General features: G+C 61.1%; 17 protein-coding genes. All 17 read left to right on the top strand.

The genetic code is table 11. From position 1 onward, the window contains the following. Positions 1–61 precede the first annotated feature (61 nt). Positions 62–1057, top strand: coding sequence for a major capsid protein (locus OC605_RS01125; protein ID WP_262136091.1), 996 nt, complete (start codon positions 62–64; stop codon positions 1055–1057). 2 nt (positions 1058–1059) lie between these two features. Further along, on the top strand, positions 1060–1380 hold the full coding sequence (locus OC605_RS01120; protein WP_130910911.1) for a hypothetical protein: 321 nt from the start codon (positions 1060–1062) through the stop codon (positions 1378–1380). Next, the gene (locus OC605_RS01115) at positions 1377–2042 is read left to right on the top strand and encodes a hypothetical protein (protein WP_262136090.1); all 666 of its coding nucleotides are present in this window, start codon (positions 1377–1379) and stop codon (positions 2040–2042) included. The genes OC605_RS01120 and OC605_RS01115 overlap by 4 nt, the downstream gene beginning before the upstream one ends. Next, the gene (locus tag OC605_RS01110; RefSeq protein ID WP_262136089.1) at positions 2035–2547 is read left to right on the top strand and encodes a hypothetical protein; all 513 of its coding nucleotides are present in this window, start codon (positions 2035–2037) and stop codon (positions 2545–2547) included. Before OC605_RS01115 ends, OC605_RS01110 begins: the two co-directional genes overlap by 8 nt. Then, positions 2544–3110, top strand: coding sequence for a phage baseplate assembly protein V (locus OC605_RS01105; RefSeq protein WP_262136088.1), 567 nt, complete (start codon positions 2544–2546; stop codon positions 3108–3110). The genes OC605_RS01110 and OC605_RS01105 overlap by 4 nt, the downstream gene beginning before the upstream one ends. Before the next feature lie 52 nt (positions 3111–3162). Further along, complete coding sequence (locus OC605_RS01100; RefSeq protein ID WP_262136087.1) at positions 3163–3411, top strand: hypothetical protein; 249 nt, start codon at positions 3163–3165, stop codon at positions 3409–3411. 5 nt (positions 3412–3416) lie between these two features. Further along, on the top strand, positions 3417–3743 hold the full coding sequence (locus OC605_RS01095; RefSeq protein ID WP_122505839.1) for a GPW/gp25 family protein: 327 nt from the start codon (positions 3417–3419) through the stop codon (positions 3741–3743). Next, positions 3740–4621, top strand: a complete 882-nt coding sequence (locus OC605_RS01090; protein WP_262136086.1) for a baseplate J/gp47 family protein — start codon at positions 3740–3742, stop codon at positions 4619–4621. Before OC605_RS01095 ends, OC605_RS01090 begins: the two co-directional genes overlap by 4 nt. Position 4622: 1 nt before the next feature. Continuing rightward, entirely contained in the window at positions 4623–5231 is a 609-nt protein-coding gene (locus tag OC605_RS01085; protein ID WP_262136085.1) for a phage tail protein I, read from the top strand. Further along, entirely contained in the window at positions 5224–7101 is a 1878-nt protein-coding gene (locus OC605_RS01080; protein ID WP_262136084.1) for a phage tail protein, read from the top strand. Before OC605_RS01085 ends, OC605_RS01080 begins: the two co-directional genes overlap by 8 nt. A gap of 23 nt (positions 7102–7124) precedes the next feature. Continuing rightward, positions 7125–7637, top strand: a complete 513-nt coding sequence (locus OC605_RS01075) for a DUF4376 domain-containing protein (protein ID WP_262136083.1) — start codon at positions 7125–7127, stop codon at positions 7635–7637. A 103-nt stretch (positions 7638–7740) separates the two neighbouring features. Then, positions 7741–8907 carry a phage tail sheath family protein gene (locus tag OC605_RS01070; protein WP_262136082.1) on the top strand — a complete coding sequence of 389 codons (1167 nt, stop codon included), beginning with the start codon at positions 7741–7743 and terminating at the stop codon, positions 8905–8907. A gap of 13 nt (positions 8908–8920) precedes the next feature. Further along, positions 8921–9424, top strand: a complete 504-nt coding sequence (locus OC605_RS01065) for a phage major tail tube protein (protein ID WP_262136081.1) — start codon at positions 8921–8923, stop codon at positions 9422–9424. A gap of 12 nt (positions 9425–9436) precedes the next feature. Then, positions 9437–10036: a phage tail assembly protein gene (locus OC605_RS27995; protein ID WP_316044620.1), complete on the top strand. Its 600-nt coding sequence runs from the start codon at positions 9437–9439 to the stop codon at positions 10034–10036. 150 nt (positions 10037–10186) lie between these two features. Next, a complete protein-coding gene (locus tag OC605_RS01050; RefSeq protein ID WP_262136080.1) occupies positions 10187–12820 on the top strand; it encodes a phage tail tape measure protein in 2634 nt (877 codons plus the stop codon). A 9-nt stretch (positions 12821–12829) separates the two neighbouring features. Further along, positions 12830–13675, top strand: coding sequence for a phage tail protein (locus OC605_RS01045; protein WP_064596195.1), 846 nt, complete (start codon positions 12830–12832; stop codon positions 13673–13675). Continuing rightward, positions 13650–13856 (top strand): tail protein X, encoded by a 207-nt coding sequence (locus OC605_RS01040; RefSeq protein WP_262136079.1) that lies wholly within the window; start codon positions 13650–13652, stop codon positions 13854–13856. The genes OC605_RS01045 and OC605_RS01040 overlap by 26 nt, the downstream gene beginning before the upstream one ends. Positions 13857–13921: the final 65 nt, after the last annotated feature.

Below are 13921 nucleotides of genomic sequence, written 5' to 3'. Positions count from 1 at the left end.
GTTTCCCTCTTTATTTTTGCATCCCGCCGCGTGCGGGATTTTTCGTTTCTGGAGAGTACCCATGGCCGATATCGCCATTTTTGACGACGAAGCGTTTACCGTTACCTCGCTGACCGCTGCACTCAATGATCAACCCTACCTGCCGGGCCGCATCAGCGCCTTGGGGCTGTTCCGCGAGGAAGGCATTACCACCCTGACCGTGCAGATTGAAAAGGACGGTGACACCTTGGCACTGGTGCCGGCCGGTGAGCGCGGTGGTTCTGGCTTGGTGGTTGCTGCGAGCAAGCGCAACCTGATCCCGTTCAACACCGTGCACCTGCCGGAGCGCTTCACCATCAAGGCGGATGAGATCCAAGGCATCCGTGCCTTCGGCACTCGCACTGAACTGCAGGCGGTACAGGACGTGGTGAATGCGCGCCTGGCTAAGGCGCGGCGCCAGTTGGACGCCACGCACGAGTTCCAGCGTATGGGCGCACTGAATGGCCAGATCCTCGACGCCGATGGCAAGACCGTACTGCTCGACCTCTACGACCGCTTCGGTGTGGACCGTCAGAGACTCTCCATGGGACTCACGGATGCGGGCACGGAGCTGCGGGTCAAATGCGGTGAAGCGCTGGACATGCAGGAAGACGCGCTCGGCAGTGTGACCAGCACCGGTTCTCGCGCCTTCTGCGGCAAGAATTTCTGGAACAAGCTGATCGTTCACAAGTCGGTCAAAGAGACCTACCTCAACAGCCAGCAGGCAGCAGCCCTGCGTGGTGATGCCCGTGAGAGCTTCGAGTTCGGCGGCATCATCTGGGAGCGCTACCGTGGCAAGGTGGCCGGTGTGTCCTTTGTCCACGACGACAAAGCCTTACTAGTTCCTGAGGGTGTGCCTGATCTATATATCTCGGTGTTCGCTCCGGCGGACTACATGGAAACGGTCAACACTCAGGGAATCCCTTACTACAGCATGATTGAGCCGCTGCCCTTCAACAAAGGCATGGCCGGTGAAGCTCAATCCAACCCGCTGCACCTGTGCACCCGGCCGCGAGCCCAGATCACGCTGGAACTCTGACCATGGGCTTTCGCGATCTGATCGCCGAGGTCGACGCGGTGGTGTTCGAAACGCTGGGCGATACGGCGCGAATCGAGGGTCGCGAAGAGCCAGTGTTCGGCATGTTCGCCGCGCCCTGGCTGCAACCCAAGTTCGGCAAGCTCAACACCGGGTTACGCGAGCCGCGCTTCGAGATCCGTGTCAGCGATTCGCAAGGTCTGCAGCAGGGCATGCTGGTCAGCGTTGACCTGCCTGCCCTGGATGGCGGCGGCGACTACGACCTGATCCAGCTCGAGCCAAGCGGCGATGGCCTGGTCGCTCTGATTCTGAGGTTGCGCCCATGAGTGTCGGCAGCTATTTCAAACCCTCGGCCGGGGGCGGGATGATCTCTATCCAGTCTTCGGCCACAGACTTTCAGGCGTTCCAGGACTTTGCCAAGGTGGTACCGAAAGCGGCTGCTGCGGCGCATCGGCGCGCGATCAACAAGACGTTGGGCTGGTTGCGCACGCACATCGCCCGAGCGGTCAGCCGGTCGGAGCGCATTGCTGTTGCGGCGGTGCGTCAGCGGTTGCGCAGCTATCCAGTTTCCGGCGGGGCTGCGAGCGGCAAACTATGGTTCGGTTTGAACGCCATCGAGTCCAGCCGGATCGGCCGGGCGCGACAAAGCGGCAGCGGCGTGTCAGTAGCGGGGCGGCGTTACCAAGGGGCTTTCCTCAAGAAGGTCTACGGCAACAAGCCCGACATCTGGATCCGCACAGCCAGCAAGCATTTCAACGCGGACGACTACCCCGACAGCACGGTGTCACCTGGTCGCGGGCCGAGTTCGGGTTGGGTCGCCGAAAACGGCAGTCGTTTCCCGCTGGCCAAGGCTAAGGTATCGCTGGAGCAAGCCCGGCCGCACTTCGACAGCTGGGTCAAAAGGGCGGATGAGCGTCTGCTGGAGATCCTCAAACAGGAACTCAACTTTGAGCTGCAGAAATACCTCAAGAGGATCGGTAATGTCTGACAAACCCTTCAGCTTGGACCAGCTTTATCGGGCGGTAGAACAGCATTTGCGTACCCACTTGCCTGGCGTGCAGGCCGTCACAGCCTGGCCAGACATTAAGGATCGCGTGTTGCTGCCAGCGGTGTTCTTGGAGGTGGCCGAGATCGAGCCGGGTACCGATATCGGTACCGGCGAAACCTCGCTCATCTTCAAGTTCGAGGCCCGCATCATCGTCGACCCAATCAAGCCGCACCATCATCAACAGGCCGTGCAATTAGCGACTCAGCTGGCGGTGCTGCTGCGTGGGCAAACATGGGGGCTAGCAGTTGAGCCTGCCGAGTTTGTGCAATCGCTGCAGGACTGGACCCAGCCGCACCTGGATGGATACACCGTTTGGCTGGTGGAGTGGACTCAGCAGGTTTATCTCGGCGTTGAGGAATGGCCATGGTCGGACGAACCGCCGGGAACGTTGGTGTTTGATGTTGAGCCTGGTGACGGGCCATTCAGGCCTGAGGATCTACCGTGAGTTACGCAAGCGCCCAGCATGACCGCATGATCGCGGGGGCGGTAAAGGCTTGCTACGTGGTCGCGGTGGATCTGTCCGCTTCGCCGCCGGTATGTCGCGTGTCGGACGGCAGTGAATGGGTCAGCGCTTGGGTGCGGTGGCACAGCATCGCGGCGGGCAAGGCCAGGCACTGGCGGGCGCCGTCTTTGGGCGAGCAGGGCAGTTTGATCAGTCCCAGCGGTGACGTGTCGCAAGGCACCTTTGTCCCGGGCCTGTATGGCAATGCCGGACCGCCTCCAGATAATCGCGACCACGTCGAGGTCTGGCGTTTTGATGACGGCGGCTCGCTGATCTACGACTGGCAGGCCAAGAGCTACAGCATCACCCTGCCGAGCGGTACGGTCACCATCAAAGTGGCCAGCACCGAAGCGGTCGTAACCGATGCGGCCGTGAGCGTGACTACCGGCAACATCAATCTGAAAGCGGCGGTGATGATCGACGGTGCGCTACACGTTACTAAGGGCATCACCAGCGCCGGCGCGATCATTGACGCCACCGGCAACAGTAATCACCACACGCATTAATTCATTCACGACAGCCCGCCCAGTGCGGGCTTTTTCATGCCTGGAGAAACAGATGGCCAAGATCGATACGACCGTCACCGAGGTGCAAGCGTCCTCGGAACTGGCAATTGCATCCTCACCGTTCTCATCGCCCGAACTCTTGAAATACCGCGACAAGCTCTACACGTCGCGACTGTTGATCGTCCCCGGCACTGACCGTTCCTATCCGGTCGACAAGGCAACGGTCGTGGTGCCGGCCTCCGACATCGAAGCGGTCAAGTTCCTGAAAGCCAGCGAAGAATACGAGCCGATCAAGGAGTGACATCGATGATCGGAATGGATCGCCACACCGGCCTACCCATATCCGGCATCGAGCACTTGCGCCAATCCATTGCCGACATCTTGAGCACGCCGCTGGGCAGTCGCCGGCACCGTATGGAGTACGGCAGCAAGCTACGGCGGTTTGTCGATTTGCCCATCAACGAAGGCTGGAAAAGTGCCGTACAGGCTGAGGTTGCCCGCGCGCTTGGGCGCTGGGAGCCGCGTTTGAAGTTGGATCAGGTGCGCGTCATTTCCGTCATTGGCGGGCAAATCAATTTGCAGATCGTCGGGAAGTACCTAGGCGACAGCGTCACGTTGGAGGTGGCCGCATGAGTACCGTAGATCTGTCTTCGCTGCCGGCCCCGACCGTGCTGGAGCCTCTGGACTTCGAAGAGGTTTATCAGGACGGGCTGAGCGTGTTTCGCGGGTACATGGGCGGCAACTGGACGGCCGCGCTGGAAAGCGACCCAGTGGTCAAAGTGCTTGAGGTCGGGGCTTACAACAAGGTCGGCAACCGCGCCCGAGTCAATGATGCCGGCAAGGCGCTTTTACTGGCGCATGCCATACGCGGCGATCTCGATCACTTGGGCGCAAACGTCAATCTGAAGCGCCTGGTCATTCAGGCCGAGGATCTGCTGGCAGTGCCACCGGTGCCCAAGGTCATGGAAGACGATGATCCGTTTCGCGAACGCATCCAGCTGGCCTATGAGGGCTTGACCACGGCCGGCCCGCGTAACAGCTACATCCTGCATGCGCGTAACGCCTCTGGGCTAGTGGCAGATGCCACGGCTGAAAGCCCGGCGCCCTGTTACGTCACGGTCACGGTGCTGGGGTTGGACGGGGAAGGCGAAGCGCCGCCGGAGCTGCTGGCAACGGTGGCCGCTGCTCTGAATGACGATGACGTCCGTCCGGTGGGTGATCGCGTGACTGTGCAGAGCGCAGAGGTGATCCGTTACGAGATTGACGCCATCTTGCACATGGCCAGCGCTGGGCCGGAAGCGGATGCCAGTTTGGCCGAGGCCAAAAACCGCTTGGCAGGCTGGATCAATCCACGCAAGCGCTTGGGCGTCGAGGTCGCCCGCTCCGCTGTTGACGCACAGTTGCACGTTGCCGGCGTTGCCCGAGTTGAGTTGGTCGGCTGGCAGGATCTGGCCCCGACCAAGGCGCAAGCGGCGTTTTGTACGCGCTACAACGTGAGGCTGGCGAGCTGATATGAAAAGTCTTCTGCCGCTCAACAGCACGCAACTCGAACGGGCCATGGAGGCCGCATTCTTCGAAAAGACGATTGTCCCTCTGCGCGACCTCTACAACGCCGATACCTGCCCGGTGCATTTGCTGCCGCACCTGGCATGGGCGTGGTCGGTGGATCGCTGGGATTACCGGTGGCCTGAGGCGACCAAGCGCGCGGCCATCAAGGCGTCGTACTACATCCACAAGCACAAAGGCACCATCGGCGCGTTGCGCCGGGTGGTCGAGCCGCTCGGCTACCTGATCGAGATTGTCGAGTGGTTCAACACGGTGCCTGAGGGCGTGCCGGGCACCTTCGCGCTGAAGGTCGGGGTGCTGGATACCGGCATCACCGAAGAAATGTATCAGGAGCTTGAGCGCCTGATTGACGATGCCAAGCCCGTCACCCGGCAACTGACCGGGCTGGCGATCAGCTTGGAAACTCAAGGCGATTTGAATATCGCCGTGTCCCTCTACGAAGGCGACGAAATCGACGTTTACCCGCCCGTCATGCGTGACATTGAGGTCACTGGCCGCTTTGGCGTGGTCGGTCGCGAACACACCATTGATACCCTGGACGTTTACTATGATTGATGCGAACTCGCAGTTTTTCGCGATCCTCACGAACGTGGGGATGGCCAAGCAGGCGAACGCCGACGCGCTCGGCATTCCCTGGCTGATCACACAAATGGGTGTGGGTGATGCCAACCCCAACGGGCTGGCGGACCCGCCCAACCCGGTGCCGTCGGCCAGTCAAACCAAGCTGCTCAACGAGTGGCGCCGCAAGCCGCTCAACCAACTGAAGATTGACCCGGTCAACCCGGCGGTGATCATCGCCGAGCAGATCATCCCGGCCGATGAGGGCGGTAAGTGGATCCGCGAAATCGGCCTCTACGATGCCGACGGCGATCTGGTGGCGGTGGCCAACTGCGCGCCAAGCTTCAAGCCGCTGTTGTCGCAAGGCTCAGGACGCACGCAAATCGTGCGGATGAACTTCATTGTCACCAGCACCGGCAATATTCAGCTCAAGATTGACCCGGCGATTGTGCTGGCCTCGCGGGCCTACGTCGACGCGGCCATTCTGGAGGTGCTGCCGAAGAACAAGGCGGCCGGCCAATACACCCGCGTCAAGGTCAACGATCGCGGGGTTTTCGTCTTCGGGGATAACCCGGAAACACTCGCCGGGATGGGCATCAAGGACACTTACACCAAGACCGAAATCGAGGCGATGCTTGCCCAGGCCTCGGCGCTGCCGATCGGCGCAACGGTGGCGTTTCCGCTGAACAAGGTTGCGCCGGGCTTTCTGGAGCTGGACGGCAGCGTTAAGAGCATCGCGGTTTATCCCGATCTGGCCGCTTTCCTCGGAACGGCCTTCAACAAGGGCGACGAGGGTGCCGGAAATTTCCGCTTGCCGGAATCACGCGGCGAGTTCCTGCGCGGTTGGGATCACGGACGCGGGGTTGATGCAGGTCGTGTGATCGGCAGCTTTCAGGCTGATGCTCTGAAAACTCACTTCCATTATCTGCCCACAGAGAGTGGCGGCAATCAGGCATCTGATCCTGCGGGAATCAATCCGACCTCTGTACTAAAAGACAATCCAGTTGACTGGCTTGCGCGAACCGCCGGGGATAATCCTACCTTTAACACGTTAGGGAATCCCCGTACTTACAGCGCGGGCGCAGAAGTAGAAACTCGGCCCCGCAACATGGCGGTGGTCTGGTGCATCAAGGCCTGGAACGCGCCCATCAATCAGGGTGTTATTGATATCGGGGCGCTGGAACAGCGGGTGAACGAAAACGAATTCGGTCGCCTGCTGAATATTCAGAAGTTCACGGCCAGCGGGACCTACATTCCGACGCCGGGGATGAAGAAGGTTCGGGTTCGGATCGTTGGTGGTGGTGCCGGATCTGGTGGCGCCTCGGCTACAACCGCCAGTCAGGTTGCAGCCTCCGGCGGTGGCTCGGCGGGCAGCTATGCGGAATCGCTGCTGACGGCTGCTGATGTTGGTGCCAGTCAGTCTGTGATCGTTGGTCTTGGCGGCGTCGCGGGCACGGCTTCAGGGACAAGCGGGACCAGTGGCGGTTCTGGCGGCGCTACCTCGGTAGGGGCGTTGTTGTCAGCCCCTGGCGGATTGGGATCAATCTTTTCTATTGCTATTTCAACGGCATCGCAGGCCTTGCTTGTAGGTGGTTACCCGGGCGCGCAGGCCTCCGGAGGAAGCATTGTGAACATGCCCGGGGCGCCTGGAAGTCCCGGCATTGCCGTTAGTGGCTCGACGTTGGCCGGGCACGGCGGTAGCGGTCCGCTTGGATCTGGCGGTAGCGGCTACGGTATTGGTGCGGCGATTCAGGTCGGTACGGGTTACGGTGCTGGTGCCGGTGGCGTAGCTAACGGGCCGTCTGCTGTGGCTCGGAACGGTGCGCCGGGCTCTGCCGGTGTAGCGATCTTTGAGGAGTACGCGTGATGAAAAAATATGCACTTTTGTACATGGGCAAGGCTGTTCAATTGTTCGAAACCGCCGGCGACATCAAGACGATGTTTCACCCGGACATGAATTGGATTGAGTGCCCCGTTGAAGTCCAAGAGGGCTGGCAGTACGACGGCCAGCAATTTGTTCCGGATGACGTTCCGGTTGTTTCACTGGATGAGCTCAAGGCCGCTGTAGCGTCTGAGCGTTTCCGGCGTGAGGGTGTCGGCATTGTTGTTGACGGCCTGCAAATCGAAACGACCCGCGACAGCCAGGCGCTGATTGCCAGTACCGGATTGTCCGCCGTCCTCGATCCCGAATACCGCTGCAACTTCAAAACGGTCGACGGATTTGTCGAAATCGGATCGGCGCAAATCATCACCATCGCCAAGGCTGTGCGAGCACACGTTCAAGCCTGTTTTGACCGCGAGCTGACGCTGTTGCGCGCGATCGAGGCCGGCGAGTATCACGACGAAATGCTGTCGCAGGGCTGGCCGGGTTCTACGCCGCCAGATCCGGCCGAGCTGCAATAAACGCCCCGCACTGACGGGGCGTTTTCTTTTCCGTTACGCATAACACGAACACCCTCACAGCCTCGCTTATGCGGGGCTTTTTCGTTTCTGGAGACTGACCCTTATGAGTTTTTTCCACGGCGTCACGACCACGTCGGTCGACACTGGCGCGCGCACTATCTCGCTGCCGTCGTCATCGATTATCGGTCTGTGCGACACCTTCACTCCTGGCGTTCTCGGCGGCGGTACGGCCAAGGCGGGAGAACTGAAGTTGATCACCACCGAGCGCGAAGCCGTCGCCGCCTTCGGCGCCGATTCGGCAATCACCAAGGCCTGTCAGGCGATCTACGTCAAAGCCAAGGCGGTGATCGTCGCCATCGGCGTGGCCAAGCTGGAAGACCCCGCGCTGCAGACCTCGGCGATCATCGGCGGCGTGCTGGAGTCGGGGCAGCGTACTGGATTGCAGGCGCTGCTCGACGGTAAAAGCCTGTTCAACGCCCAGCCGCGGTTGCTGATCGCCCCGGGCCACACAGCGACTCAGGCGGTGGCCACGGCGCTCGACAGCGTGGCGCAGAAGCTGCGCGCTATCGGCATCATCGACGGCCCGGGTACGACCGACGAGGCCGCTATTGCCTACGCCGAGAACTTCGGCAGTCGCAACCTGTTCATGGTCGACCCGGGCGTCAAGTATTGGGACACCATCACCAGCAAGACCGTCGACGCACCCGGTTCGGCTTGGGCGGCGGGCCTGTTCGCCTGGACCGATGCTGAATACGGTTTCTGGGCTTCGCCATCGAACAAGGAGTTGACCGGCATCACTGGAACCGGTCGCGCGGTCGAGTACCTGGACGGCGACGAGACCTGCCGGGCCAACCTGCTCAATAACGCCAATATCACCACGATCATTCGCGACGACGGTTACCGTCTGTGGGGCAACCGTACGCTGTCGAGCGATCCGAAGTGGGCGTTTGTCACCCGCGTTCGCACGCTGTTCATCCTCATGGACGCGGTGCAGGCCGGGCACAAATGGGCGGTCGACCGCTCGATCACCAAGACCTATGTGACCGATGTCACCAACGGTCTCAACGCGTTCATGGCCGATCTGAAAGCCCAGGGCGCGATCATCAACTTTGAAGTGTTCCCCGACACCGAACTGAACACGGCCAGCCAGATCGCCCAGGGCAAGGTGTATTGGCGCATCCGTTTCACCGACGTGCCGCCGGCAGAAAACCCGAATTTCCTTTTCGAAGTCACCGATCAATGGATGACCGAAGTGCTTGAAGCAGCCTAAGGGGGCGTAGCCAATGATTCCTCAGACTTTGTACAACACCAACCTGTTCGTCGACGGCGTGAACTTCTCCGGCGACGTGCCCAGCCTGACGCTGCCCAAGCTTACCACCAAGACCGACGAATATCGTGGGGGCGGCATGGCCGGCCCCATCGAGATGGATCAGGGACTGGAAAAAATGGAAGCCTCGTTTGTCACCAAGGGCGTGCGCCGCGAGTCGCTAAAATACTTCGGTCTGGCCGACGGCACAGCGTTCAACGCCACGTTCCGAGGTGCCTTCAAGGGCCAAAAGGGCGCGGTGACAGCGGTCGTTGCCACCCTGCGCGGCCGGCTCAAAGAGGTCGATCTCGGTGACTGGAAAGCGGGCGATGCTGCCGAGATCAAACACGCCGTAGCCATCACTTATTACAAGCTCGAAATCGATGGGCGCCTGATGTACGAAATCGACATGGTCGCGGGCATTCAGGTGATCGACGGCAAAGACCAACTGCTCGAAGTGCGCAATGCGCTCGGCCTGTAAGGAAAGATTCAGATGACTCAAGCAATCGCTCAAAACCTGCCGGCCTGGCTGTCGCTCAGCGCACACGGCGCCGTCGTGACGCTGACCCGCCCAACCAAAGCCAACAGCATCGATGTAGAAACGCTGAACTTGCGTAACCCGACCGTGCGTGAAGTGCGCGCGGCTGATCGTGCTGCCAACGGCGATGATGAACAGCGCGAACTGATGCTGTTCGCCGGTCTCGCCGAAGTCGGACTGAAGGATCTCGAAGGCCTCAAGCTGACGGATTATCGCCGCGTGCAGACGGCGTATTCGCACCTTGTACCGAAAACCGATTATTCGGACTCGATGCCGGCATGGTTGTCGCTGACGACCGATCAGGTGCTGGTAACGCTGTCGTGCCCGAGTGAAATCAACGGCGTGACGGTCGACAAGCTGGCCTTGCGTTCGCCAACCGTGGGCGACGTGCGGGCGGCCAACCGTGAAGTGGGTGGTGATGATGAGCAGCGCGAACTGGTGTTGTTTGCTGCGTTGTCCGATGCGCCTGTCGCGGATCTGGAGGGCCTGAAGCTGGTGGATTTTAACCGCTTGCAGGCCGGCTATTTTCGCATGGACGACGACGACGGGCTTTAACCCCAGCGTGATCAAGTCGGCGGCGAAACGTCTGGCGGCGGAAACCGGATTTTCCGCCGCCGAGATCCAGTCGATGCCGTTCGCGGATATGGTGTGGTGGCTCACCGATTGAGCCGCCATCGGTAGTGCTGGGCACATGAGGGCCATGACATGGCAAACAAACTCGCCCTCGGGCTGGTGATCGGCGGTGCCGTCAGTTCCACGGTCGGCGCCGCGTTCAAGGACGTGACCGGGCGCATCAAGCGCCTCGAGGCAGAAGGCAACAAAGCGCGGGTGCTGCAGCGCACGATTGGCGACACCATCCGCCTGCGCGAAGAATGGAAAAAGGCTCACGACACCGGCGCTGCCGGCGCGTCCAAATTACTCAATCGTTTGAACTCGAACCTCGACAGCTTGAAAAAGCAGGGGATCGAGGTCGGCCGGCTGGAAAAAGCCTATCGCTTGATGGGGCAGACGGCCAACAAGGCCGAGCTGAAAGCCAAGGGGCATCAGCAGATTGATGATGGTGTAAAGGGCATGAAGGGCGCCGTCGGTGCAGCGGTGGTCGGTGTCGGTGCCATGGCGGTACCGACCAAGGTCAGCGCTGATTTTGGCGCCATTGTGCGAGACATCGCCATCAAGGCCGGCATTGCCAACAAGGCGCAAGAGCAGGAGATGTCGCGCAAGATCATCGACACTTCACGCGACACCGGCATGGCGCGCAATGATGTGGCCGACGTGGTCAATCAGTTGGTTGGCGCCGGTATGGACCTGAGCAAGGCGCTGGAGTACGCGCCTGTCGCGGCCAAGTTTGTCGTGGGGCAGGGATCCAGCGGCGTCGACACGGCGAAGATGATCAACGCCCTGGGGCAGAACGCCAAGATCACCGACCCCAAGCAGATGCAGCAGGCGCTGGAGGCGATCGCTTACCAAGGGCAGGCGGGCAGCTTTGAAGCGGCCGACATGGCCAAGTGGTTCCCGGAACTGCTGGCCAACATGGCCAGCAACGGCATCACCGGCTTGGATGCGGTGACCCAACTGGGTGCCATGCTGCAGGTGCAAATGAAACAGGCCGGCAGTTCGGACGAGGCGGCCAACAACCTGAAAAACTGGATGGGCAAAATCGGTTCGACCGATACGGTCAAGGCTTACGAAAAAGCCGGCATCGATTACAAGGGATCGATGCAGACCGGTTTGCAAAACGGCCTGTCGACGCTTGAGACCAGCATGTCGCTGGCTCAGAAGTACATTCAGGCGACCGATCCGAAGCGTGCGGCGGCCATGGCCGAAGCGACGTCAAAAATCAGCAAGGAAGCCGACCCGGAAAAGGCCAAGGCCATGATGGCCTCGCTGGAAGAATCCCTGCGCACCGGCGACCTGTTCGCCGATATGCAGGTCAAGGCCGCACTGTCGGCTTACATGCAGAACAAGGCGCTGTACAGCCAGCTCAAAAACGATTCGCGTGACGCCACCGGGATCCTCGACAAGAACCTCGCCGAGCGGCGCGAGTCGTCATCGCAGAAATGGGCGGAAATGGCCCAGTCCATGGATGACGCCATGCGCAGCATCGGCGATGCGTTGCGCCCGGTGACGGACACCGTGGCCGAGTCGTTGACCAAGGTGACTAAAGGCATTACGTCGCTGACTGATAGCGCGCCCGGGGTAGTTGCCGGTATCGCCACGGTCGGGGCGGGGCTGATCGCCTTAAAGGGTATCTTCAGCACGATCAAGATCGGCAAGGGGCTGCTAAACCTTGCGCGTGGGTCGCGCGGTGGCAGGAGAGAAAGAGACGCCGGCAATCAAAAGCCCGGAGAACTTGATCTGGTAGCGACTGGCCTGGATGTTGTTTCGCGGGTGAAGGAAGCGGCAACAGGCAGCCTTGGCACAGAAACTGGCGCAGGTAACGACGGCGTCAAAAAGGTGTTCGTCGTCAATGCCAACGCCATGGGCGGCGCTGGCGGCGCGGATATCCAAGGCGAGTCTCGCCGGCGTGGTCGCGGCTCGCGGCGCAGTGCTTCGCGGCGGCGGCCGCTGCCTCGCCCTGGGGCGGCGCGTTCACCGCTGCCGCGTCCGTCTGTTCCCGTACCACGGCCGGTCACTCCACCGGTACCGGCTGTTCCGGCGGGCACGATGGCCAAGCTGGGCGGGGTTGTGCAGGCCGTTGGTAAGGTCGGCAAAGTCGCCAAGATGATTCCAGGCGGTACGCTGCTGGAGTCCGGGGCCATGGCCTATGAGACGTTTGAAAACGCCAAGACCGAGGACGAAAAAGCCGAGGGCTACGGTGCGGCCGCTGGCAACCTGGCCGGCACCATGGCCGGCGCAGCAGCTGGGGCCGCCATCGGTTCGGTGGTCCCGATCATTGGCACGGCCATCGGCGGCTTGATCGGTGCTTACCTTGGCAGTCAGGGCGGTGCGGCGCTGGGCGGGTCGTTGGGCAAGTCGCTGTTCGGTGGCGAGGATGAAAAGCCCGAACAAACGGCAAAGGCACCGGTGCCGACTACGCCGCTCATGCTTACGTCAGCGGCGCAGCAAGGTCCGGTGCTGGGGGATGTCGCGCGCTCGATGGCGGTGACGGCGCCGCTCAAGTCGGCGGCGCTGGCGATTCAATCCAAGGAACCGGAAAAACCGGCGCCGGCCAAGGTGGATCAGCAGTTTCAGTATTCACTGAGCATGCCGGTGACCGTGCAGGGCGACGTCAAGGACCCGCAAACCTTGGCGCAGGATCTGATGCCGCACATGCAGCGAATGATGGCGGATGCGGCGAAGGGTAACGCCGCCAAGCTGTACGACGAACCCCATGTCTAAGGAGGTTTCATGGCTTACATGGAGCAAATGCAATCGAGCCTGAAGTATCTGGTCGAGGCGGCGGAAACCGGCCGACGCAGTGCCGATGGCATGCTGACCCCGGTCAACGGCGCGATCCGCGAACTGACCGGCGCTGCGTCCGAGCTGGAGAACATCCCGTTTGTTGGTCCGGCCATCGGCGCCAAGCTTCAGCGGGTGATGCGCGGCGTCGACGCGGCTCAGGCCAAGGTCGGTCAGGTGGTGGCGGTATATGGCCGCGCCACCCGGGCGGCGGCTGAAGTGCAGGATCGGCTGGGCACATTGAAGGAGCAGGCGGGCAAGGCGGCCACGGCGATCAACAACGTCGCCGGCAAGGTCAGCCCATCGCTGGCCAACATCGTGCCCACCAGTTCCTTTGCCGGGGAAGCCACGCCGGCGCCGGAGGCGGTGAAGCCGTTCCCGCACCTGATGATCATTCAGCCGCGTGATCCGAAAATTGAGCCGTACTACTTCAACCTGGACACGGCGGCCTTTGATGAGCTGAGCCGCTCGACCGAATTCCGCTGGGCGTCTCAGGAGCGGTTGACGCGCCGGCCGGCGAAGCAGGCCATCGGTATGGGCGATGAAAAGTTAACGCTCAAGGGCACGATCTACCCGGGCTTCAAGGGTGGGCTGAAGCAGCTCGACACCCTACGTTCTATTGGTGCCAGGCTTCAACCGCTGACTCTGACCACGGGGTATGGCGAGGTGATCGGAACGTGGTGCCTGAAAAACATCAACGAAGAACAGTCCGCGCTGCTGCACGGCGGGATTGCTCGAAAACAGGGTTTCACTTTGGAGTTTGAGCGCTATGGCGACGACATGCAGGACGTCTGATGGCGACATGCTCGATGTCATTTGCAACAACGTTTACGGCCATTTGAATGGCAGCGCCGAGGCCGTGCTCGATGCCAATCAGGGACTGGCCGATGAACCTCAGCCGTTCCGGTCTGGCGTGATTATCGTCCTGCCGGATCTGCCGAGTCCAACCAGTGAAGGCGTCAGCTTATGGGATTGATTATGGCAATGCCCAACTACGCGCTCTTTTTCTGACCCGCCCTGTGCGGGTTTTTTATTGGGAAA

It is taken from the genome of Pseudomonas sp. Marseille-Q5117 (assembly GCF_946901175.1).
Lineage (GTDB): Bacteria > Pseudomonadota > Gammaproteobacteria > Pseudomonadales > Pseudomonadaceae > Aquipseudomonas > Aquipseudomonas iranensis.
Note: the sequence above shows the minus strand (reverse complement) of the source record. Positions and strands in the feature narration are given on the sequence as shown.